Raw genomic sequence first — 21217 nt, 5'->3', positions numbered from 1 at the left:
TAGTCGGCGGGTACGACGTTCTCGGGCGTGCTAGCCGACCGTCACCCGCAGGATCTTGTTGTGGCTGTTGTGCGGTGTGCTGTCCTTGTCGCCGTCCACGCTGGTCGCCAGCCACATCTGGCCGTCCGGGGCCGGCTCCACCGTGCGGAGCCTGCCGTACGTCCCGTTGAAGAACGTCTGGAAGTTGGTCAGCGAGCTGCCGCTGATCACCGCGCGGTACAGTCGCGTGCCGCGCTGGCAGGCCACGTACAGCGCGTCGTGGATGATCGTGATGCCGCTACACGACCCCTGCGCCACCGGGTACGTCTTCTTCGGCGCGATGAACCCCGCGGTGCCGCACGAACCCGACGTCCCCTCGCACGACGGCCAGCCGTAGTTGCCGCCCTTCACGATCAGGTTCGTCTCGTCCATGACGCTGTTGCCGAACTCCTGCTCCCACAGCCGGCCCTGCGAGTCGAACGCCAGCCCCTGGACGTTGCGGTGCCCGTAGCTCCACACCGCGTTGTGGAACGGGTTGTCCGCCGGGATCGAGCCGTCCGGGTTGATGCGCAGCACCTTTCCGTTGGGGCTGCTGGTGTTCGACGCGTTGTCGCCGTTCTGCGCATCACCCGTGCCGGCGAACAGGTACCGGCCGTCCGGGCTGAACCGGAGCCGGCCGCCGTTGTGGAACTTGTTGCGCGCGATACCGGTCAGCAGGATCTGCTCGGTGCTCGTGGTCAGCGAGTCGGCGGCCGGGTCGTACTTGATCCGCACGATCCGGTTGTCGTTCGGCGACGTGTGCATGATGTAGAGCCAGTGGTCGGCGGCGAACGAAGCCGGGTTGATCTCCAGCCCGGTCAGGCCGCCTTCGCCGTCGGTGCTCTGGACGTTCGGCACGGTGCCGATCGTCTTCTTGGCCCCGGTCTTGGGGTTCAGGTGGACGATCGAGTGCGCGTCGCGCTGGTTGTAGAGGATCGTGCCGTCCGGCAGGGTGACCAGGCCCCACACGACGTCGTCGTCGGTTCCGACCTGCGTGGCACCGCAAACGCCCTGCGACGGCGTGCAGCTCGACCCGCCGGTGGTCGTGACGTCCAGGACCGGCGTGCTCGGCTCGCTGAGGTTGCCGTTGCCGTCGACCGCGCGCACCTGCAGGTGGTAGGCGGTGTTCGGGGTCAGGCCGCCGAGGGTCGTGCTCGCCGTGTCGGACGTGCCGATCTGCGTGCCGGAGTCGAAGATCCGGTAGCCGGTGACGCCGTTTTCGTCGGTCGAAGCGGTCCACGCCAGGCCGATCGACGTGCTGTTGACCGCGGTGGTGTGCACGTTCGCCGGCGCCGACGGCGGCGTGTGGTCGTCGGACGGCGGCGTCTTCACGGACAGGGTGCCGCTGGCCTGCGAGACGTTCCCGGCCGCGTCGCGTGCGTTGACGTAGAAGCCGTAGGTGCCGTTCGGGCCGAGGTTGCCGCAGGTCGCGGTGAGGGCGCCGGTCGTGCTGGCGCAGAGCTGACCGTCGCGGTATACGTCATAGCCCGCGATGCCTTCGTTGTCGGTCGCCGCGGTCCACGAGATGGTCGCGCTGGTGGGCGTGACGCTGTCCAGCGTCGGCGTACCGGGCGGCGACGGTGGGACGACGTCCCCGGTCGAGCCGTAGACGCCGAACTCCTGCAGCGAATAGCCCTTCGACGCGTCGGTGCGGCAGCGTTTCGCGCCGTACATCCGCACGTAGCGGCCCGTGCCGTCGAGGGAGGTCAGGTCTTCGACGCCGCCCTTTCCCGTGGTGGTCGAGTAGATCCGCGTCCACGTGACGTGGTCGGCGGAGGTGTCGATCTCGTAGGCCGTGGCGCACGAGGCGTCCCACTGCAGCCGCACACGACTGACGTGCGCCGCCGTGCCGAGGTCGACGTAGATCCACTGTGGATCGACGCCGGCCGCGCTGGCCCAGCGGGTCGCCGAGTCGCCGTCGACGGCGGCCGGCGCCGGACAGCATCCGCCCGCCGACGACGCCGTCACCGGTTTGCCCTGGGAGAGCAGGGTATCCGCGGCTTGCACCGGCCCAGCCTGCACCGGCCCCGCCGCGGTCAGTGTCGCGGCGACGACCGCGGCCGCGATCATCCCCACCCGGATCCGTCTGGTCATCCCGTCCTCCTGCGCAGTCGGCGCGGAGGCGCGAACCCGCCTCCACGGTGGCCCCCGGGTTGCTCGCGCGCGTCCGTGCCCGTCGTCGAACGACCCGTCGGCACAGGCAGAGGCGGATGCCTGACGACGACGGCGGGGTTCTCGGGGACCGGACCGACCTGGGGCCAGGGCGATCTCGGGGAGACCCTACGAGGGGATCGTCCGGCCGGTCAACGCCCTTGTCCCGCTCAGCGGAGACCGTTGCGGGGCAATGGTTTCAGCCGACCACCCGACCCAGGAAACCGCGGACATAACCGGCGATGGCGTCCAAGTGCGTTTCGAGCGCGAAGTGCCCCGAGTCGAGCAGGTGGATCTCGGCATCGGGCAGGTCACGGGCGTAGGCGCGGGCGCCGTCGGCGATGAAGATCGCGTCGTTGCCTCCCCAGACGGCCAGCAGCGGGACCTGGCTGGTCCGGAAGTACTCGTGGAACTTCGGGTACAGGCCGATGTTGTGGTGGTAGTCCGCGAGCAACGCCATCTGGATCTCGGCGCCGCCGGGCCGGTCGAGCAGGGCCTGGTCGTGGATCCAGACGTCCGGGCTGACCAGCGCCGGGTCGGGCACGCCGTCGAGGTACTGCGCCTTGGTGGCTTCGAGGCTGACCATGCCACGCAGGTCGTCCTCGGTCAGCGTGCCGGCGGCGAGCTTTTGCGGGAGCCCGGCGCCGAGACCGTCGACGTAGGCGTTGCCGTTCTGCGTGACGATCGCGGTGACCCGCTCCGGGTTCCCGGCCGCGATGCGCAGGCCGACCGGGGCGCCGAAGTCCTGGATGTAGAGCGCGAGGCGGTCCAGGCCGATCTCGTCGAGCAGGCCGAGGGTGAGTTCGGCGAGGGCGTCGAAGGTGTAGCCGAACTCGTCGGCCGACGGTGCGTCGGAGGCGCCCGCCCCCAGGTAGTCGGGCGCGACGACGTGGTAGCGGTCGGCCAGCGCCGGGATGAGGTGGCGGTACATGTGCGAGCTCGTCGGAAACCCGTGGAGCAGCACGATCGTGGGTGCGTCGGCGGGCCCGGCCTCCCGGTAGAACAGCCGGCGCCCGGCAACGGTGGCAAAGCGGTGATAAACGGCGACCATGGGTTTCTCCTCACGTCTCATGGATACTTTCTTCTTTATCCATGAGATGACGTAGACTGTCAACGGCCCGGGACAATGAAGGGCGAACTTCGGGAGGCGAACGTGGTCACTGCGGCACCCGGCGAGGAGCGCTCCCTCGCACTGGCGCTGGTCAACACCCGCCGACTCACGGCCGGAGGCGTGGACGACGACCTGGCCGAGCCAAGCGCAGCCGCCGAGTGGCTGCGCCTCACTGCCGCTTCCCTCGACGCGGACGACCTGAGCCGCATCACGGACCTCCGCGCGGCGGTCCGCGAGCTGCTGGCCGCCCTGGCGGAGGACCGCTCACCGGCCGCGTCCGCGGTGGAGACGGTGAACGCCGCCGCCCGCGCCGACGCCGCCGCGCCGCAGCTCACGTGGCCGGCCGGACCACACCGGGAGTGGCACAGCACCAGCCCGGGCAGCGTTGAGGAGGCCCTGGCAGCCGTGGCCCGCGACGCGATCGACGTGGTCACCGGCGACCTCGGCCCGCTGGTGCGCCCGTGCGAGGCCCACGGTTGCGTGCGGTTCTTCTTCCGCGAGCACGCCCGCCGCCGCTGGTGCTCGACCACCTGCGGCGACCGGGTTCGCGCAGCCCGGCACCAGCGGTTGGTGGTCGAGCAACGGGAGTCGCCTCAGCGGGAAGCTTGAGGTCGGCTCACCCCGTTTCGCCGAGCTCGGCCGCGTTCGCGAGGCGGCTTTGTCGGCGCTGGAGCCTTGGGCTGGGCTCGCTGTGTGGGGTCATACAGCGCCTGCGCTCTGCCGCCGCCGGTAACCGCGCCAACTCCACGGCCTCACTCCGTGGCGAACACTGCCGATCGGCTCACCTCCGCCCACTCCTCCACTTCCGCCCCGCGTGCGCGATCCGAGCGCTGGACCGCTTCGACCGCGTCCGTGCCGAGCAGGAGGCGCAGCGGGGGTGCGTCCAGGCGGACCACGTCGGCGAGGATGCGGGCTCCTCGGGCCGGGTCGCCTGCCTGTTTGCCGTCCGTTGCGTCGCGGAGGCGGTGCATCTCGCCCACCGAGGCGTCGTATTCCGGGCGGACCTGGGCGCGCTCCATCGAGGCACCCTGCCAGTCCGTGCGGAACGCCCCCGGCTCGACGATCGTGACCTTCACGCCGAACGGCTTCACCTCCGCGTTGAGCACCTCGGAGAACCCCTCCACCGCGAACTTCGCCGCCTGGTACGCGCCCAGCCCCGGCGATCCGCCGACCCGGCCGCCGACCGACGAGAACTGCAGGAAGTGCCCCGAACCCTGCTCGCGGAACACCGGCAGAGCCGCGCGCGTGACGTTGACGACGCCGAAGAAGTTGGCTTCGACCTGCGCCCGGAAGTCGTCCTCCGCCATGTCCTCGATCGGGGCGCTGTTCGCGTAGCCGGCGTTGTTGGCCACGACGTCGAGGCCGCTGAACTCGCGCACCGCGAAGGCCACGGCCTCTCGCGCGGCCGCGGGATCCGTCACGTCCAGCGCGAAAACCCGGACGTTGTCACCGTGCTCGGCCACCAGATCCTTCAGCTGCTCCGGCCGGCGCGCGGTGGCGACCACCCGGTCGCCGTCCTCGAGCGCGACCCGGGCCAGCTCCCGCCCGAACCCGCGGGAACTGCCGGTGATCAGCCAAGTCCTGCTCATGATGCTTCCTCTTCGGTCGTCCGATCCGGTTACCAACCGGTTGGTTACTTCCAGGAAACACCTGCTGAGCGGATTTGTCAACCAACCAGTTAGTTGCTAAGGTCGTCGGTATGAGAGATGCGGCGGAGACGAAGCGGCGACTGCTCGCCGCCGCCACGGAGGAGTTTGCGGAACGGGGCATCGCGGGCGCCCGCGTGGACCGGATCGCGGACGCCGCCGGCTGCAACAAGGCGATGCTCTACAAGTACTTCACCAACAAGGACAGCCTGTTCGACACGGTTTTCGGCGAGTCGGTCGGCAAGTTCGTCCTCGAGGTCCCGGTCGACGCCGACGACCTGCCGGGCTACGCCGGGAAGCTCTTCGACCGGTACGAAGAGCAGCCGGAGACGCTGCGGCTGGCGGTCTGGCACCGGCTGGAGCGGCCCGACGGCAAGTGGGTCACCGAGATCGTGCTGGCCAACGAAGTCCGGCTGCACGACCTGCAGCGAGCGCAGAACGAAGGGAGGCTGTCGAAGCACTACACACCCATGGAGCTGCTGGTGCTGATCCAGTCGATCTCGACGGCCTGGGCGACGACCAATTCGGAGCTCGGCGTGCGCACGACTCTCTCCCGCGAGCAACGGCGAGGGCTCGTGGTGGACGCGGTACGTCGGCTGATCGCGGACGACTGACGAGCGGTACGCGGACCCGGGCGGCAAGAGCCGGGGCGCGAGCCGACGGCTGCTCCTAGCGGGGTGGGCCGGGGCGCGGCAAGCTGACCGCCGGCCCGAATGCAGCGGATCAGGGGCGCAGCGGCAAACACTGGGTACGGACCGACGGCTGCGGCCCCGTGCGGCGAGCGAGGCATGGCAAGCTGACCGCCGACCCCGAGCGGCGCGAACCCGGCACGCAAGCGATCCGGGGCACCGTGGCCTGGGCGGAGCCAGCCCGGATACCAGCACCGTGGCTTGGGCGGAGCCAGCCCGGGTACAGCAGCGAGCCGCGGCGGAGCCAGCCCGGATACAGCGGCGAACCGCGGCGGAGCCAGCCCGGACGCAGCGAGGTGGCTTGGGCTGGGCCAGCCCAGACACAGCAGCACCGTGGCCTGGGCCGAGCCAGCCGAGACACAGCAGCGAGGTGGCCTGGGCGGAGCTAGCCCGGACACAGCAGCACCGTGGCTTGGGCCGAGCCGGCCCGGACACAGCAGCACCGCGGCCCGGGCGGAGCCGGCCCGGACACCAGCACCGTGGCCTGGGCGGAGCCGGCCCAGACACAGCGGCGAGCCGCGGCGCCACCAGCGCTCCCGGCCCACCTCCGCAGCCCGTCGCTAATCCACCAGGGCGCCGCAGCTGATGTTGACCGTTGAGGCCGTCATTGTGCGGGCTCGGTCCGATGCCACGAATGCTGCCACCGCTCCCACGTCCGCCAGGGTTGCCGTTCGGCCGAGCATTGTCTTGCTTGCGATGTTCTCCTCGATCTCCTCGCGGGCCTCGAACTCCGGCGGGAGGGTCTCCGGGATTCCGCCCGTCCGCAACGTCACCGTCCGGACGCCGCGCGGGCCCAGCTCTGCGGCCAGCTGGCGGCGCATCGCCTCGAGTGCGTGGAACGCCACCTGCAGCCCGCCCACCGCGAACTCGCGCACCGGCTCGCCCGCGCCGCCGAAGAACAGAATTGCGCCCGAGCCCTGCTTCACCATGTGGCGGGCCGCTGCTCGGGCCGTCAGGAACTGGGTTCGGACCGCCGTCAGGACCGGGCGCTCGTAATCAGCCAACGTCATGTCGATCAGCGGGGTGCCCTGGACGTCGCCGTGGGCGATCAGGTTGAACGAGATGTCGAGGCCGCCCTGGGCTGCCACCGCGTCGGCGTGGTCGTCGACTGCACGCTCGTCCAGCGCGTCCACCTCCGCCACCTCGGCCGATCCGCCCTCCGCGCGGATGCGCGAGGCGACCTCCTCCAGCCGGGACCTCGTGCGGCCCGCGAGGAACACCCGGGCACCTTCCTCCGCGAAAGCGCAGGCCACAGCCGTGCCGATGCGGCCTCCGCCGCCGTAGACGATCGCGTTCTTGCCGGCGAGCAACGTCATGGATCCCTCCGATGTCCGGGTACCTTCCACCGGTGCGTCGAACGGCACCGCCCGGAATCGACATCAGGGCCGGGGCACGCCCATCGGGTTCGGGACCGGGATCACGCCCGCGTCGATCACCGCCCGGCTCAGCGGCACCGCCAGCTCGAGCAGCCGCGCCAGGCCGGCCGGGCCGAGCGCCTCCACCGGGGCCGCCGCCAGGCGGTCCGTGTCCTCCTCGATCCGGCGCCGGATCTCCGCACCAGCGGGAGTCAGCCGGCCGGACGAATCCAGCAAGCCGCGGGCCACCAAACCGGAGACCGCACCAGTCCAGTCCGAGTCGGACCAGCCCCGGTGCGGCTGGACGTCGCCGCGGGCGATCACGCCGTCGCCGACGTGGGTCAGCGTCGTCTCCAAGCCCGTCAACCCCGCGTGGACCGCCGCCAGGACGTGGCCGTCGCCGCGGTGCTCGCGCAGCACCGTCGCCGCGAGCCACACGCGGCCGAGTACACCCGATGGGCGCGGCACCGCGGACCACGCCGCCGCCAGCGGACGGCCGTCGAACGCACACGCCGCCGCAGCCCGCTCCAGCAGCGACGCCAGTTCGTCGTGCCCCGAAGGCCCCAGAACCCGGGAAAGGGCGGCTTCGACGGCGGAAATCCGAGACGCAAGCACGTCCGCAGGCGCGGCGAACGACCACGCGTCCGGCAGCGCCCGAGCGACCATCGCCGGGGCGAAGCCGAACAACATCGACGTCGCCGCCGACGGGCCGATCGGGCCCAGCGGTGCGAGGCGGCCCGCGAAGTACCCCATCCAGTACCCGCGCAGGCCCACCTCCTTCGCCGCCGCGGCCGTCTCCGGCGCGAAGTAGACGACCGCGTGCAGGGGCTCCACGGCCGCCCACAACCGCCGGGCCGGTGCTGCGTTCATGCCGCCATTCTCACCCCCAGGCGACCGGCAGCTCCCGCACCCCGTACACCAGCGTGTTGTGCTTGTACGCCAACGACTCCCGCGGCACCGCCAGCCGCAGGTCCGGCACCCGGCGGAACAGCCGCGTCAGCGCCTCCTGCAGCTCGACGCGGGCCAGCTGCTGGCCGATGCACTGGTGCGCCCCGAACCCGAACGCGACGTGCGTGCGCGGCGACTCCCGGTGGAAGTCGAGCTTGTCGCCGCCGGGGAACAGCTCTTCGTCGCGGTTGGCCGAGTTCAGCGCCGCCACCAGCCACTCCCCCGCCTTCACCGACCGGGACCCGACCTGCGTGTCCGCGGTCGCGTAGCGCAGCACGCCGAACTGGACGACCGACAGGTACCGCAGCAGCTCCTCGACCGCCCGCTCCGGCGCGGAAAGCACGACGTCGCGCTCGGCCGGGTGCTCCAGCAACACCAGCGTGCTGAGCGCGATCATGTTCGCGGTCGTCTCGTGGCCGGCCACCAGGAGGCTCAGCCCGAGCACGACCAGCTCCTCCATCGTCAGCGGGTCACCGGAGGCGGCACCGCGGGAAATCAGCCTGCTGAACAGGTCGTCCCGCGGATTCCGCTGCTTGTCGGTGAACAGTTCCGCCAGGAAGCCGGACAGCTCGTCGTACGCCTGCTTCCCTTCCTCGGGTGTGGCGTCGGTGCTGACCAGGAACCCGCTCTGCCGCTGGAACCGCGAACGGTCCGCGTACGGGACGCCCAGCAGCTCGCAGATCACCAGCGACGGGATCGGCAACGCGAAGTCCCGCACCAGATCGGCCTCGCCCGGACGCGCGAGCATCGCGTCCAGGTGGCTCTCCACCAGCTCCTGGACGTAGCCGCGCATCGCCTCCACGCGCCGCACGGTGAACTCCGCGATCACCATCTTCCGGATGCGCGAGTGGTCGGCGCCGTCGAGCTGGATGATCGAGCCCGGGCTGACGTCGATGTCGAGGTCGGCGTTCGGGTGGACGTGCACCGAGGACGCGCCGCGCGAGCTCATCGTGCGGTCGGCGAGCACCGCGCGGACGTCGCTGTACCGCGTCACCAGCCAGGCGTCCATGCCCGCCGGGCAGCGCACCTGCGACGTCGGCGCGGTTTCCCGCAGCGCGGCGTAGTTTTCGGGCGGGTCGTACGGGCATCCGGCCGGTCGTGCCGTGGGGAGGGCCGGGGTTTCGGATGTCGCCGTCACGGCGGATCACACCTCTCTGCCGGTGGTCGGGTCTCTTTCCACCATGGAGAGAACCGGTGCCGTCGTGGGACGTTCGACCCACTTCCGACCCGGATGGCCTAGTGCTCCACCGGGGAGGGTTCGGAGGGATCTGCCGGCTGTTCCCCGTGCTGGAGCCGGTGTTCGGGATCGCGGATCAGCTCGCCGGTCTTCCGGTGGATGTAGCAGACGCGCAGATAGGTGATTTTCGAGCCGGGCAGGACAACGCGGTGCCAGGTGTCGCCGATGACCTTCTTCTCGAATTCCGCGCCGCCGCCCAGCGGCTTTCCCTGGTAGGTCAAGGATTCGCCCTCGAGCACGAGCTCCCGTTCGACCATCGGTCCCGACGGGGTGTAGGACCGCAGATATCCGAAGAACGACGACCCGTCGTCGAGAATCACGTGCAACCAAGGCCGGGTCCCGCTCGGGCGATCGAGCCGCAGCGCTTCCATCCAGGCCGACCACTGCCGCACGGAGGCGCGCTCGTGGCCGTACCGGCCGAGAACGAAGTCGAAGGCGACCGCGAGCCCGCAGGCCAGAGCCAGTTCGACGGCGACCGTGATGACGATGAGGGTGAGGTGCTGCCGCGCGTACGCGTCCCCCGCCGAAAGCCAGGCTTCGGCGTCGAGGAAAAGCTTCCCGCCGCTGACTGCCTGTGCCGCGGTCAGGACGAGCACCGACGTCATCGTGAAGATCAGGCTGCCCAAGGCCACTCGCGCGGCTTCCCGGAAAGCCGTCTCGGCACGCCGTGCCCGACGGCGTTCACGGCGCAGTTCGAAGACGATGCCGGGCGCGACCAAGGTCCGGAAGGCGGCCAGCGCGCCCAACGTCTGGGGAATCATCGCAGGTCAGCTGGTCGGCCCGCTCCGCCGCGGTGGTGGGCCGTCCTCCGAGTCGATCTCGGGACGCATCTCCTGGTAGGTGGGACTCGAATAGTCTGTGTGAACGGGGTGGTCGATGTGCACCTTGCCGTCTTCGTCGGTCCACCGGACCACCGGACTCGCGGAATCGACGTCCTCCTGGATCGCTTCCATGGGATCGAGTTCGTCGACTCCGGAACCGGAAGTGGTCATCATTCATCCCCTCGCGACGGCCGTTTCACGATACCGCGCAAGGGGGAACGTGGCCACGGTCAACAACTCTAGCGGGCCCCGTAAGCGCCGCCGTTCACGTGCACCACCTGTCCCGTGATGTGCCCGGCTCCCGGCGATGCCAGGAACTGCACGGTTTCCGCGACTTCTTCCGGCGCGCCGGCGCGCTTGTTGAGCGCCACCGAGATCCGGGAGCTGAGCCATTCTTCGGTGAGCGTGCCGTGGAAGAACTCCGTGTCGAGGATGACGCCCGGGGCGACGACGTTGGCCGAGCCGGTCGCGCCGAGCTGCCGTGCGAGGTCGGTGTTCCACGCTTCGATCGCCGCTTTCGCCGCGCCGTAGGAGCCGGAGCCCTGCTTCGCCGCGACAGAGCCGAGAGTCACAACCCGCACGTTGTCCGCGAAGCGCGGCTTCAAGGCAGTCGTCACGAGAACAGCCGAGACGACGTTCGCGTCGAAGTTCGCCCGCCACGCGTCCGCCACTCCGGCGAGGTCCGTCGGCGCTTCCCGGACGCGATCGGTGTTGCCGCCCGCGTTGTTGACCAGGACGTCGACCCGCGAGGGCAGCTCGGCCAGCGCCGCCTGCACCGCCGCCGGGTCGCTCGCGTCGAACGACACCGCCCGCGCGCCGATCCGTTCCGCGGCCGCCTCCAGCACGTCCTTGCGGCGCCCGGTGACGGTGACCCGCTCGCCCGCCGCCGCGAACCGGGCGGCGATCGCCAGCCCGATGCCCGTGCCGCCGCCGGTGACCACGACTTCCCTCTGTGCGCTCATGGCGCCATCTTCGCCGACGGAAGCACCGCCGCGAGCGGCTTTCCCGCCGATCGGGACACGAAACCCGATTTGTTAGGAAACTTTACGAACAAGTCTTGACGGCGGGGCGCCGTCCGGCGAACCTGGACGCACGCCGCACGTCATCGTCCGCCCCACCCCCTTCCGGAGGCAGCATGACCCGGCGCGCGCTCGTGCTCGTCGTGACCCTGTTCCTCGCTCTGACCTCGGCGCTCATCGGCGCGAGCACGGCGAGAGCGGCCACCACGCAGCCGACCTTCCTCACCTTCTACGGCTGGTGGGACAACACCCCGCCCGGCGGCGACATCTCCTACCCGCAGATCCACGACACGGCGGGCGGCAAAGGCAGCTACGCCGACCCGATCACCTTCGCCACCAGCAGCGACGAACTCAAGCCCGGCACCAAGGTCTGGGTGCCGCGGGTGAAGAAGTACTTCATCATGGAGGACGGCTGCGACGAGTGTTCCGACGACTGGAACAGCCAGGGCCCGAACGGCGGCCCCGGCCTGCGCCACATCGACCTCTGGCTCGGCGGCAAGGGCGGCAGCGCCTTCGACGCGATCGACTGCGAAGACGCCCTCACGCACTACAACGCCGACAACACGCCGGTCATGGAACCGGTCGTCGTCGACCCGCCGTCGGACGAGCCCTACGACGCGACGCCGATCTTCAACACCAGCACGGGTGAATGCTGGGGCGGCGCGCAGCCGAACACGACGGTCGGCCAGTACAAGAACAACTCCACCGGCACCTGCCTCGAAGCGCCGAGCAGCGGGACCACGCTGAAAGTCGCCGCCTGCACCGGAAGTGACGCCCAGCGCTTCACCTTCCACGGCGCGTTCCTGGTGATCAACGACAAGTGCGCAGGCATCTCCGGCAGCTCGATCGTGCTGCAGACCTGCACGGGCGGCCCGGCCCAGCAGTGGTCGATCAACCCCGACGGCACCATTTCCGACATCCAGACGAGCAAGAAGTGCTTCCGCGCTTCAGGCACGACCCTCACCGCGGGCAGCTGCTCCGGCACCCAGGCCCGCTGGACGTTCACCCCGGCCGGCACCCCGAGCAGCCTCAGCGTGACGCCGTCGGCGGTGTCGGTCGCGCCGGGCGCTTCGGCGACGGCCACCGTCACCAGCACGGACGCTGTCACGCTGTCCGCGAGCGGCGCGCCCGCGGGCGTCACCGTGTCCTTCTCCCCGGCGTCGGTGCCGGCCGGAGGCACCTCGGCCGTCACGGTCGCCGCCGCCGCGACCGCCACTCCCGGCTCGGCGACGGTCACCATCACCGGCGGGACGAAGACCGCTTCGCTGGGCATCACGGTCACCGGCAGCGGCGGCCAGGAAACCCTGCTCTCCCAAGGGAAAACCGCGACGGCGTCCTCGACGGAGTCGTCGTCCTACCCGGCGGGCTCGGCCTTCGACGGCAACCTGACCAGCACGCGCTGGGCGTCCAAGGAGGGCAGCAACGCCGAGTGGCTGCGCGTCGACCTCGGCGCCACCAAGGCCGTCTCGCACGTCAAGCTGAGCTGGGAAGCCGCGTACGGGAAGGCGTACAGCATCCAGACCTCGGCCGACGGCACGACCTGGACGACGATCTACAGCACCACGACCGGCAACGGCGCCACCGACGACCTCACCGGCCTGGCCGGCAGCGGCCGCTACGTGCGGATGAACGGCGTCACGCGCGGGACGTCGTACGGCTACTCGCTCTACGAGATGCAGGTGTACGGCACGGCCTGAGTTGCCAATCCGGCAACACGATTTGCCTCTTCGGTGACGTCCTCCGCATGCTGGGGACGTCACCGAGGAGGAACCATGCCGCACGACCAGCCCATGATCGTCGAGAACATGCTCAAGCAGGAGTTCTGGGAGGAGATGTACCAGCGCGACGAGCACCGGATCTGGAGCGGGAACGTCAACACCAACCTCAGCTCCGAGGTCGGCGAGCTCACCCCCGGACGCGCACTCGACCTCGGCTGCGGCGAGGGCGGCGACGCGATCTGGCTCGCGAAGCAGGGCTGGACGGTCGACGGCGCCGACATCTCGACCGTCGCGCTCGCCCGCGCCGAGGAAGCCGGGAAGGAAGCGGGCGTGACCGTCACCTGGCTGCACCGCAACATCCTCGAGTGGCAGCCCGAAGAGCAGTACGACCTGATCTCCGCGCAGTACATGCACCTGCCGCCGGACCTGCGCCGGAACGTCTTCACGGCGGCCGCGGCGGCGATCCGCCCGGGTGGTTCGCTGCTGGTCGTCGGGCATTCGCCGAAGGCGATGCGTGAGTTCGACGGCCAGAAGCCGCCGGAGGAGCTGTACTTCGAGCCGGAAGAGATCACGAACTACCTCGGCGACGCCTGGGAATGGATCGTCGAGACCTGCGAGACACGCGGCGAGGGCCACCACACCGACGCCGTCTACCGCGCGAAGAGGCTGTGAATGGAGACGGGGTCCCGTCACGCGCCCTCGACGCGTGTGACGGGACCCCGCGGGTCGTGAACTATCAGGCGAGCTCGAGGCCGTAGGCCTGCAGCTCCAGGGTGAGCGGGTAGAAGTAGCTGGTCACGGTGTCGCCGCCGGACAGCGTGCCCAGGCCCTTCGAACCGTCGTAGGCCGGGCCACCGGAGTCACCGTGGTCGGTGTGCGCGGTGGTGCCGAACTCGTGGTTCAGGACGCCGACGTCGAAGTTGACCGACTCGTCGACCGAGGTGACCTCGCCGCTGCCGCCACCGGTGGTCGAGCCCTGCTTCTGCATCTGCTCACCGACGGTCGGCTCGGCCGCGCTGGTGATCGCCTGGCCGGTGTTGATCTCGCCGGGGCCGGAGCCGTTCGGGCGGGTCAGCAGGCCGGAGTCCGCACCCGGGCAGTCGCTCTCGACGACCTGCGCGCCGGAGACGTCGCCGCCGGCCCAGGTGCCGCCGAGGTTGGTGCAGTGGCCCGCGGTGAGCAGGAACGGCGAGCCGCCGCGCGTCACGTTGAAGCCCAGCGAGCAGCGGCCCTGGTCGTTCTGGATCGCGTCGCCGTCCTGGATGTGCAGCTCGAGCTTGCCGGTGCGGTGCTCGACGCGGACGCTGTCGCCGTACTTGGCCGCGGCCGCGCTGACCTTGTCGGCGGTCTCCTTGCTGGCCGCGTCGTAGACCTTCACCACGACCTGGTTGGTCTTGGTGTCGATGCCCCACGCGGTCTGCGGGACGTTCTTCACCGCGTCGAGCTGGTTCTTGACGCCGGTGAGGGCGGCGAAGGTGTGCTTGACCTTCTTCGCGGTGAGGCCGGCGGCCTGCACCTTCTGCACGGACGCGTCGTCGGTGACGTTGACGACGGCCTTGCCGTTCTCCAGGTAGATGCCGCCGGACGTCGCACCCAGGGTGCTCGCCACCTGCGTGGCGTTGCTGACGGCGTTGGCCTGCATCTCGGAGAAGGCCAGCGGGGACGCAGTGGCGGCCGAAGCGCACACGCCGCTCGTGAGGGCGGCGGCCGACAAGACGGCGAAGGTCTTGAGGGCGGTTTTCCGGGGAGTCATCAACTTCCTCCAGGTTGCCGGTTCGAAGCCTGCGTCGGTCACTTTCGTTGCCGAGCAACCAACGCAACACCGACGAAGGTTGGTTAATAACCAGCAGATCCGGACATACCTCTCAAGTCAGGCCCGTGACGCCGCCTCGTCCGGCGTAACACTCACCCTTTCGGCCAGCGAACGTGGTCCTCGTAGCCCGGGTTCTTCCGCAGATATCCGGCGATGAAGGGGCAGACCGGCACGATCGTCCGGCCCCGCGCGACGACGTCGTCGAGCGCGCCGGCCGCCAGGACCTTGCCCAGCCCCCGCCCCGCGAACGCGTCGTCGATCTCGGTGTGGGTGAAAACGGTGAGTTCACCGCGCTGGTCGTAGTACGCGGACCCCGCCAGCTCGTCCCCCGCCCAGATCTCGTAGCGGCTCTCGTCGGGGTTGTCGACCACTCGGGTTCCGTCGGTCATGAGCGCTCCCTCGGTTGGGCCGGCCGGGGGACGCGCCCGGCCCGTTCGTGTGCTTCCGGCTTGCTTCTCTTGGCGGTCCCGGCTTCGTTTGGTTGCCTCACGGGGTGCCTCAGCAGCCGTTCGTCCTCCCCGAGTTCTACATGCCCTACCCGGCGCGGGTGAACCCGCACCTGGAGCGGGCGCGCACGCACAGCAAGGCGTGGGCGTACGGCATGGACATGGTCGACGTCCCCCAGCACGGCACCGTGATCTGGGACGAGCACGACCTCGATTCCCACGACTACGCGCTGCTCTGCGCCTACACCCACCCGGACGCCGGCGCGGACGAGCTCGACTTGATCACCGACTGGTACGTCTGGGTCTTCTACTTCGACGACCACTTCCTCGAGCTGTACAAGCGCACCGGCGACATCGAGAGCGCGCGCACCTACCTCGACCGGCTCGACCTGTTCATGCCCGCCGAAGGCGAGATCTCCGCGACGCCGGAGAACCCCGTCGAGCGCGGCCTGGCCGACCTGTGGAACCGGACGATCCCGCACCGCTCGGCAGGCTGGCGGCGGCGGTTCATCGAGAGCACGAAGGCACTGCTCGAAGAGTCGCTGTGGGAACTGGCCAACATCAACGAAGGCCGCCTGTCCAACCCCATCGAGTACGTCGAGATGCGGCGGAAGGTCGGCGGCGCGCCGTGGTCGGCGAACCTCGTCGAGCACTCGGTGCACGCCGAGGTGCCGGACGAGATCGCCGCGTCGCGGCCGATGGAGGTCCTGCGCGACTGCTTCGCCGACAGCGTCCACCTCCGCAACGACCTCTTCTCCTACCAGCGGGAGGTGCAGGACGAGGGCGAGCTGTCCAACGGCGTGCTCGTGTTCGAAAAGTTCCTCGAGCTCACCACGCAGGAGGCGGCCGACGCCGTCAACGACCTCATCACGTCCCGGCTGCACCAGTTCGAGCACACCGCGCTGACCGAGGTGCCGGCGCTGTTCGACGAGCACGCCGTCGACCCGGCCGCCCGCGCGGCGACGTTCGCCTACGTCAAGGGCCTGCAGGACTGGCAGTCCGGCGGGCACGAGTGGCACCTGCGGTCCAGCCGGTACATGAACGAAGGAGCGCTGGACAGCCGCGGCGGCCCGGAACTGGGCGGCGCGACCGGCCTGGGGACGTCCGCGGCACGCATCTTCGGCTCGGTGCTCGCGACGGCGCCGCAGCGGCTGCGGTCCTATTCGACCACGCCGTTCCAGGCGGTTTCGGTGCCGCGGCCGTCGATCGAGCTGCCGTTCCCGCTGCGGTTGAGCCCGCACCTGGACGCGTGCCGCCGCCGCAACGTCGACTGGGCGAAGCGGACGGGCCTGCTCGACGGCGTCGTGTGGGACGAGCGGCGGCTGCGCGCGGCCGACCTCCCGCTGTGCGCGGCGGGCATCGACCCGGACGCGACGGCGGACGGCCTCGACGTCACCAGCGACTGGCTGACCTGGGGCACCTACGCCGACGACTACTACCCGATGGTGTTCGGCGCGACGCGCGACCTCGCGGGAGCGAAGGCGTGCAACCTGCGCCTGTCGGCGATCATGGCGGGTTCGGCCACGCCGTCGACGCAGCTGGAAGTGGCGCTCGCCGACGTCTGGGCGCGCACGACGGCGGACATGCCGCCGGAGAACCGGCTCGCGGTGCGGCGCGCGGTCGACAAGATGACGTCGAGCTGGCACTGGGAGCTGGTCAACCAGGCCCAGAACCGCATCCCGGACCCGATCGACTACGTCGAGATGCGCCGCCGGACGTTCGGCTCGGACCTGACGATGAGCCTGTCGCGGTTCGGGCACGGCCGCGCGGTGCCGCCGTCGCTGTACCGGACGCGGCCGATCCAGGCGATCGAGCACGCGGCGACCGACTACGCGTGCTTCGTGAACGACCTTTACTCGTACCGCAAGGAGATCCAGTACGAAGGCGAGCTGCACAACGCGGTGCTCGTGGTGCGCAACTTCCTCGACTGCCCCGAAGAGCGCGCGTTCGAGGTGGTGACCGACCTGATGGCGGCCCGCCTGGCGGAATTCACCCACGCGGCGACCGTCGAGCTGCCCGCGCTGTTCCGCGACTACGCCGTGCCCCCGGACGTGCAGGAGATGCTGCTCGGGTACGTCGAGGAGTTCCGGAACTGGCTGGCGGGGATCGTGCACTGGCACGAGAACGTCGGCCGGTACACGGAGGCGGAGCTGAGCTACCACCCGATGCCGGCGACCGCGTTCGGCGGGCCGACGGGGATCGGGACGTCGTCGCTGCGGATCTCGTCCCTGCTGCCCGCCGGTCGCTGAAGGGCGTTGTTCGCGCCACTCCGAGGAGCGATCGTTTCGCGCGAGGGCGATACTCGACAGCGTGAGCGGCTTCAACCTGCGTTTCCTCGGCCATTCGACCGTCCGGCTCGAACTCGGTGGCCGGGTCGTGCTGACCGATCCCGTGCTCACCGCGCGTGTCGGGGGCCTGACCCGCGTCGTGCCGGTACCCGCGCGGGAGGCCTACGAAGACGTCGACGTCGTGCTCCTCTCGCACCTGCACGGCGACCACCTGCACCTGCCCTCGCTCAAGCTGCTGGGCAAGCGCACCCGGATCGTCGTCCCGCGCGGGGCCGGGGCCTGGCTCGCCAAGAAGGGCTTCGAGCGGGTCGAAGAGATCGCGCCCGGCGAAACCCTCACCGAGGGTGCGCTGGAAGTCACCGCCACGAAAGCCGTCCACTCCGGACACCGCTGGGGCCCGCGGCTCACCCACGGCCCGCAGAGCCCTGCGCTCGGGCACCTGATCCGCACCGGCGACACGAAGATCTACAACGCCGGCGACACCGACCTCTTCGACGGCATGGCGGACTTCGGCCCGGTCGACGTCGCCCTGCTGCCCGTCTGGGGCTGGGGGCCGAACCTCGGGCCGGGTCACCTCGACCCGGCCCGCGCCGCGAAAGCCGCCGAAATCACCCAGGCCCGCGCCGCCGTGCCGGTCCACTGGGGCACCCTCGCCGTGCCCGGGCTGAAACGCACCGCCCGGATGCGGCGGCTGCTCGCCGATCCGCCGCGGGTGTTCGCCGCCGAGGTGAAAGCCGCCGGTGGAGCCACCGAAGTCCTGTTCACCGAGCCCGGCGCCGACGTCGTCCTCCCGACCGCGACGGACCGCGCGTGAACTGGACCGACCCGGCCGCCATCGGGTACCCGGCCCTGTTCTTCGGCGTGCTGCTCGGCTCGATCATCCCGATCGTGCCCACCGGCGCGGTGGTCGGCGCCGCGGCCGCCGTCGCGACCACCACCGACCACCTGTCCCTGCCGCTGGTCATCGTCATCGCCACGCTCGGTGCCTACCTCGGCGACGTCGTGACGTTCGGGATCCCGCGCCTGGGCAGCGAAGCCGCGTTCCGCTGGATCAGCCGCCGCCAGCCCGCCGAACGCCTCGAGAAGGCCCGTGACCAGTTCGCCCGCCGCGGCTGGCAGCTCGTCGTGATCGGCAGGCTCGTCCCGGCCGGCCGGATCCCGGTGCTCCTGGCCGCCGCCGCGCTGAGCTATCCGTGGCGGCGCCTGCTGCCGGCCGCGCTCGTCGCCTGCGTGCTCTGGGCGAGTGCGTACAGCTTGCTCGGCATCGTCAGCGGCGGCATCTTCGACTCTCCGATCATCGCGACGGTCCTGGCGACGGTGCTGGTCCTGCTGGTCACCGTGCTGGCGAACCTGGTCGCCCGGTGGCGACGGAAAACCAAGGAGCGAGTGTGACGACCTCCGCGCCGAAGGGCCGGCTCCTGCGCGGCGGCCGGGCCGTCGCCCGCATCCTGCTGGTGTGGGCCGCGGTGACCGGCGCGCTGCGCCTGCTCGACGTCCTCCTGCCCGGCTTCCGGATGACGCACTGGTGGCAGCCGACCGTCTGCGCGCTGCTGCTCGGCCTGCTCGCCGGGGTCGTCTGGCCGCTGGTCATGCGGATCGCCTACCCGCTGGCGTTCTTCACCTTCGGCCTCTTCGGCTTCCTGCTGCTCGGCGCGGGGACGCTCGCGGTGTTCCACACCGTGCCCGGGGTCGAGATCAGCGGCTTCCGGACCGCGGTGATCGTCACGGTGGCGATGGCCGGGGTCGGCGCGCTGATCTCCAGCCTGCTGGCCATCGACGAGGACGAGATCTTCTTCCGCCGCGCGAACCGCCGCCGCCGTCGCCACGCCGCCGCACCCGACGCCGACCAGCCGCCCGGCGTGGTCTTCCTGCAGATCGACGGCCTCGGGTTCGACACCGTCCGCCGCGCGATCCGCGACGGCGACATGCCGACGTTCGCCGCGTGGCTCTCCGAAGGCAGCCACACGCTGACGCCGTGGCACACCGACTGGAGCTCGCAGACCGGCGCGAGCGTCTGCGGCATCCTGCACGGCTCCAACCACGACATCCTCGGCTTCCGCTGGTACGAAAAGGACCGCGACCACGTGATGGCGTGCGCCCACCCGACCGACGCGGCCGAGATCGAGCGGCGGCACTCCGACGGGCGCGGCCTGCTGTCGGGCGACGGCGCGAGCCGCGGGAACCTCTTCTCCGGCGACGCCGACCACGTCAGCCTCACCATGAGCTCGATCCCGGTGCTGGTGCCGAAGACCCTGCGCCACCACCGCCGCGACCGGCTCGGCGCGGGCTACTACGCCTACTTCGCGAACCCGATCAACGCGCTGCGGACGTTCGTCGTCGCGCTCGCCGACGTCTTCCGCGAGATCAACGCTTCGGTGCGCCAGCGCCGCGCCGGCGTCGTACCGCGGATCCCGCGCGGCGGCTGGTACCCGCTGGCCCGGCCGGGCACGACGGTGATCGCGCGCGACGTCGTCGTGTCGGCGATCCTCGGCGACATGCTGGCCGGGCGGCCGGTGGTGTACGCGGACTTCCTCGGCTACGACGAGGTCGCGCACCACTCCGGCATCGAGCGGTTCGACACGCTGTCGGTGCTGCGCTCGATCGACCAGCAGATCGCGCGGCTGCACCGGGCTTCGCGGCTCGCCCCGCGCCGCTACCACGTCGTCGCGCTGTCGGACCACGGCCAGACGCAGGGCCAGGCGTTTTCGGAGCGGTTCGGCGAGACGATCGAGGCGTACGTCGGCCGGATGTGCGGCGGTGCGCCGTCGGCGGCTTCGGGGAAGCGGCGGCAGGCCGAGAGCTGGCAGATCAACGCGGCGCTGGCGGAGGCGACGAAGAGCGGCGGCCTGATCGCGCGCCGGCTGCGCGCCCGGGTGGAGGACGCGGAGTGCGCCGACGACCGGCCGCGCACGACGTCCGGCTCGCCGGGCGCGGTGACCCGCGTGGCGCCGGGGGTGGTGGCGGTGGTGTCCGGGCACGTGGCGATGGTGTCGTTCACCGAGCACGAGGGCCGCGTCGAGCTGGAGACGATCGAGCGCGAGTTCCCGGACTTGCTGCCGTCCCTGGTGGACCACCCCGGCGTCGGGTTCCTGCTGGTCCGCAGCCGCGAGTTCGGCCCGGTGGTCCTGGGCCGCGACGGCCTGCACCGGCTGGCGACGGGCGTGGTGATCGGCGAGGACCCGCTGCTGCCGTACGGCCCGCACGCGGCGGACCTGATCCGGCGGGTGGACACGTTCCCGCACTGCGCGGACGTGATGATCAACAGCCGCTACGACCCGGATTCGGACCAGGCGTCGCCGTTCGAGACGCACGTGGGTTCGCACGGCGGGCTCGGCGGGCCGCAGCAGCGCGGGTTCGTGGTGCACCCGCGGGAGCTGCCGCCGCTCGGCGAGGTCGTCGGGGCGGAGGCGCTGCACCGGGTGTTCCGGGGGTGGTTGACGGAGCTGGGGCACCCTTCGCCCGCTCCGGTGGAGACGGCGGTTTCGGAGGTTGTTTCGTGAGTTTGACGGTGTACGGCGCTTCCTGGTGCCCGGATGTCAAGCGCAGCCGGGCATTGCTCGACCGGGAGGGGGTCGAATACTCCTATGTGGACGTGGAGGCCGACGCGGCCGCCGAGCGCCGGGTCCGCGAGCTGCAGGACGGCGCGCGCCGGATTCCCACGATCGTGTGGGAGGACGGCACGTTCCTGGTCGAGCCGTCCGACGACGAGCTGAGCGCGCGGCTGTGAAGCTGCTGCGGGAGCTCCCGCTCGGGACGCGGGTCGTCGTGCGGTACCGGATCGACGGTGGGTTCACCGATGCGCTCGGGAACCTCGTCGCCCGGGACGACACCACGTGCACGGTGGACACCCGGCGCGGTCCGGTGGTCGTCGATCTTTCTGCGGTCGCCTTGGCCAAGCCGGTGCCACCGCCGCCGGTGCGGAAATCGGGTGGCGGGCCGCCGGCCGCTTTGTGACCA

At 70.7% G+C, this 21217-nt stretch carries 21 protein-coding genes; 10 read left to right on the top strand and 11 right to left on the bottom strand.

The window, feature by feature from the left end; translation table 11 throughout:
- Positions 1 to 30: 30 nt before the first annotated feature.
- Together QSK39_RS51170 and QSK39_RS51165 are read right to left on the bottom strand one after the other, a co-directional pair.
- Positions 31 to 2112, bottom strand: coding sequence for a PQQ-dependent sugar dehydrogenase (locus QSK39_RS51170; protein ID WP_285485113.1), 2082 nt, complete (start codon positions 2110 to 2112; stop codon positions 31 to 33).
- Positions 2113 to 2368: 256 nt separating this feature from the next.
- Positions 2369 to 3220, bottom strand: a complete 852-nt coding sequence (locus QSK39_RS51165; RefSeq protein WP_285485112.1) for an alpha/beta fold hydrolase — start codon at positions 3218 to 3220, stop codon at positions 2369 to 2371.
- Between the two features lie 102 nt (positions 3221 to 3322).
- Between QSK39_RS51165 and QSK39_RS51160 the strand changes: the two genes are divergently transcribed.
- Positions 3323 to 3889, top strand: a complete 567-nt coding sequence (locus tag QSK39_RS51160) for a CGNR zinc finger domain-containing protein (protein WP_285485111.1) — start codon at positions 3323 to 3325, stop codon at positions 3887 to 3889.
- A 143-nt stretch (positions 3890 to 4032) separates the two neighbouring features.
- Here the strand turns inward: QSK39_RS51160 and QSK39_RS51155 are convergent, their stop codons facing one another.
- Entirely contained in the window at positions 4033 to 4869 is an 837-nt protein-coding gene (locus QSK39_RS51155) for an oxidoreductase (RefSeq protein WP_285485110.1), read from the bottom strand.
- A 110-nt stretch (positions 4870 to 4979) separates the two neighbouring features.
- Between QSK39_RS51155 and QSK39_RS51150 the strand changes: the two genes are divergently transcribed.
- The gene (locus tag QSK39_RS51150; RefSeq protein WP_285485109.1) at positions 4980 to 5540 is read left to right on the top strand and encodes a TetR/AcrR family transcriptional regulator; all 561 of its coding nucleotides are present in this window, start codon (positions 4980 to 4982) and stop codon (positions 5538 to 5540) included.
- A gap of 635 nt (positions 5541 to 6175) precedes the next feature.
- On the opposite strand, the gene QSK39_RS51145 is transcribed toward QSK39_RS51150, so the two are convergent.
- The 6 genes from QSK39_RS51145 to QSK39_RS51120 all read right to left on the bottom strand — a co-directional run bounded on the left by QSK39_RS51145 (position 6176) and on the right by QSK39_RS51120 (position 10938).
- The gene (locus tag QSK39_RS51145) at positions 6176 to 6931 is read right to left on the bottom strand and encodes an SDR family NAD(P)-dependent oxidoreductase (protein ID WP_285485108.1); all 756 of its coding nucleotides are present in this window, start codon (positions 6929 to 6931) and stop codon (positions 6176 to 6178) included.
- Positions 6932 to 6994: 63 nt separating this feature from the next.
- Positions 6995 to 7840 carry an SCO6745 family protein gene (locus QSK39_RS51140; protein ID WP_285485107.1) on the bottom strand — a complete coding sequence of 282 codons (846 nt, stop codon included), beginning with the start codon at positions 7838 to 7840 and terminating at the stop codon, positions 6995 to 6997.
- A gap of 10 nt (positions 7841 to 7850) precedes the next feature.
- On the bottom strand, positions 7851 to 9056 hold the full coding sequence (locus QSK39_RS51135) for a cytochrome P450 (RefSeq protein WP_285485106.1): 1206 nt from the start codon (positions 9054 to 9056) through the stop codon (positions 7851 to 7853).
- Between the two features lie 98 nt (positions 9057 to 9154).
- Positions 9155 to 9916, bottom strand: coding sequence for a DUF6338 family protein (locus QSK39_RS51130; protein WP_285485105.1), 762 nt, complete (start codon positions 9914 to 9916; stop codon positions 9155 to 9157).
- 6 nt (positions 9917 to 9922) lie between these two features.
- The gene (locus tag QSK39_RS51125) at positions 9923 to 10147 is read right to left on the bottom strand and encodes a hypothetical protein (RefSeq protein WP_285485104.1); all 225 of its coding nucleotides are present in this window, start codon (positions 10145 to 10147) and stop codon (positions 9923 to 9925) included.
- 68 nt (positions 10148 to 10215) lie between these two features.
- Positions 10216 to 10938 (bottom strand): SDR family oxidoreductase, encoded by a 723-nt coding sequence (locus QSK39_RS51120; RefSeq protein WP_285485103.1) that lies wholly within the window; start codon positions 10936 to 10938, stop codon positions 10216 to 10218.
- A 173-nt stretch (positions 10939 to 11111) separates the two neighbouring features.
- Here QSK39_RS51120 and QSK39_RS51115 point away from each other — a divergent pair, with 173 nt between their 5' ends.
- Positions 11112 to 12692, top strand: a complete 1581-nt coding sequence (locus QSK39_RS51115; RefSeq protein WP_285485102.1) for a discoidin domain-containing protein — start codon at positions 11112 to 11114, stop codon at positions 12690 to 12692.
- Positions 12693 to 12767: 75 nt separating this feature from the next.
- Positions 12768 to 13385: an SAM-dependent methyltransferase gene (locus QSK39_RS51110; RefSeq protein ID WP_285485101.1), complete on the top strand. Its 618-nt coding sequence runs from the start codon at positions 12768 to 12770 to the stop codon at positions 13383 to 13385.
- 64 nt (positions 13386 to 13449) lie between these two features.
- Here the strand turns inward: QSK39_RS51110 and QSK39_RS51105 are convergent, their stop codons facing one another.
- On the bottom strand, positions 13450 to 14466 hold the full coding sequence (locus QSK39_RS51105) for a S1 family peptidase (RefSeq protein ID WP_285485100.1): 1017 nt from the start codon (positions 14464 to 14466) through the stop codon (positions 13450 to 13452).
- Between the two features lie 152 nt (positions 14467 to 14618).
- Positions 14619 to 14915, bottom strand: coding sequence for a GNAT family N-acetyltransferase (locus tag QSK39_RS51100; RefSeq protein ID WP_285485099.1), 297 nt, complete (start codon positions 14913 to 14915; stop codon positions 14619 to 14621).
- Positions 14916 to 15055: 140 nt separating this feature from the next.
- Here QSK39_RS51100 and QSK39_RS51095 point away from each other — a divergent pair, with 140 nt between their 5' ends.
- The 6 genes from QSK39_RS51095 to QSK39_RS51070 all read left to right on the top strand — a co-directional run bounded on the left by QSK39_RS51095 (position 15056) and on the right by QSK39_RS51070 (position 21214).
- The gene (locus tag QSK39_RS51095; protein ID WP_285485290.1) at positions 15056 to 17221 is read left to right on the top strand and encodes a terpene synthase family protein; all 2166 of its coding nucleotides are present in this window, start codon (positions 15056 to 15058) and stop codon (positions 17219 to 17221) included.
- A 61-nt stretch (positions 17222 to 17282) separates the two neighbouring features.
- Positions 17283 to 18074 carry an MBL fold metallo-hydrolase gene (locus QSK39_RS51090; RefSeq protein ID WP_285485098.1) on the top strand — a complete coding sequence of 264 codons (792 nt, stop codon included), beginning with the start codon at positions 17283 to 17285 and terminating at the stop codon, positions 18072 to 18074.
- Entirely contained in the window at positions 18071 to 18652 is a 582-nt protein-coding gene (locus tag QSK39_RS51085) for a DedA family protein (protein WP_285485097.1), read from the top strand. The genes QSK39_RS51090 and QSK39_RS51085 overlap by 4 nt, the downstream gene beginning before the upstream one ends.
- Positions 18649 to 20760 carry a phage holin family protein gene (locus QSK39_RS51080; RefSeq protein ID WP_285485096.1) on the top strand — a complete coding sequence of 704 codons (2112 nt, stop codon included), beginning with the start codon at positions 18649 to 18651 and terminating at the stop codon, positions 20758 to 20760. Before QSK39_RS51085 ends, QSK39_RS51080 begins: the two co-directional genes overlap by 4 nt.
- On the top strand, positions 20757 to 20987 hold the full coding sequence (locus tag QSK39_RS51075) for a glutaredoxin family protein (RefSeq protein ID WP_285485095.1): 231 nt from the start codon (positions 20757 to 20759) through the stop codon (positions 20985 to 20987). The genes QSK39_RS51080 and QSK39_RS51075 overlap by 4 nt, the downstream gene beginning before the upstream one ends.
- Positions 20984 to 21214, top strand: a complete 231-nt coding sequence (locus QSK39_RS51070; protein WP_285485094.1) for a putative acetyltransferase — start codon at positions 20984 to 20986, stop codon at positions 21212 to 21214. The genes QSK39_RS51075 and QSK39_RS51070 overlap by 4 nt, the downstream gene beginning before the upstream one ends.
- Positions 21215 to 21217: the final 3 nt, after the last annotated feature.

Source organism: Amycolatopsis sp. NBRC 101858 (assembly GCF_030269325.1).
Classification (GTDB): Bacteria; Actinomycetota; Actinomycetes; order Mycobacteriales; family Pseudonocardiaceae; genus Amycolatopsis; species Amycolatopsis ponsaeliensis.
The sequence above is the reverse complement of the archived record's forward strand: the minus strand, read 5'-3'. Positions and strand labels throughout refer to the sequence as shown.

Bases quoted from the DNA above. Each gene is read 5' to 3' on its own strand.
- QSK39_RS51115 (WP_285485102.1), top strand. From the start codon at position 11,112: ATGACCCGGCGCGCGCTCGTGCTCGTCGTGACCCTGTTCCTCGCTCTG.
- QSK39_RS51130 (WP_285485105.1), bottom strand. From the start codon at position 9,916: ATGATTCCCCAGACGTTGGGCGCGCTGGCCGCCTTCCGGACCTTGGTC.
- QSK39_RS51150 (WP_285485109.1), top strand. From the start codon at position 4,980: ATGAGAGATGCGGCGGAGACGAAGCGGCGACTGCTCGCCGCCGCCACG.
- QSK39_RS51110 (WP_285485101.1), top strand. From the start codon at position 12,768: ATGCCGCACGACCAGCCCATGATCGTCGAGAACATGCTCAAGCAGGAG.
- QSK39_RS51100 (WP_285485099.1), bottom strand. From the start codon at position 14,915: ATGACCGACGGAACCCGAGTGGTCGACAACCCCGACGAGAGCCGCTAC.
- QSK39_RS51145 (WP_285485108.1), bottom strand. From the start codon at position 6,931: ATGACGTTGCTCGCCGGCAAGAACGCGATCGTCTACGGCGGCGGAGGC.
- QSK39_RS51165 (WP_285485112.1), bottom strand. From the start codon at position 3,220: ATGGTCGCCGTTTATCACCGCTTTGCCACCGTTGCCGGGCGCCGGCTG.
- QSK39_RS51105 (WP_285485100.1), bottom strand. From the start codon at position 14,466: ATGACTCCCCGGAAAACCGCCCTCAAGACCTTCGCCGTCTTGTCGGCC.
- QSK39_RS51140 (WP_285485107.1), bottom strand. From the start codon at position 7,840: ATGAACGCAGCACCGGCCCGGCGGTTGTGGGCGGCCGTGGAGCCCCTG.
- QSK39_RS51155 (WP_285485110.1), bottom strand. From the start codon at position 4,869: ATGAGCAGGACTTGGCTGATCACCGGCAGTTCCCGCGGGTTCGGGCGG.
- QSK39_RS51095 (WP_285485290.1), top strand. From the start codon at position 15,056: ATGCCCTACCCGGCGCGGGTGAACCCGCACCTGGAGCGGGCGCGCACG.
- QSK39_RS51125 (WP_285485104.1), bottom strand. From the start codon at position 10,147: ATGACCACTTCCGGTTCCGGAGTCGACGAACTCGATCCCATGGAAGCG.
- QSK39_RS51120 (WP_285485103.1), bottom strand. From the start codon at position 10,938: ATGAGCGCACAGAGGGAAGTCGTGGTCACCGGCGGCGGCACGGGCATC.
- QSK39_RS51170 (WP_285485113.1), bottom strand. From the start codon at position 2,112: ATGACCAGACGGATCCGGGTGGGGATGATCGCGGCCGCGGTCGTCGCC.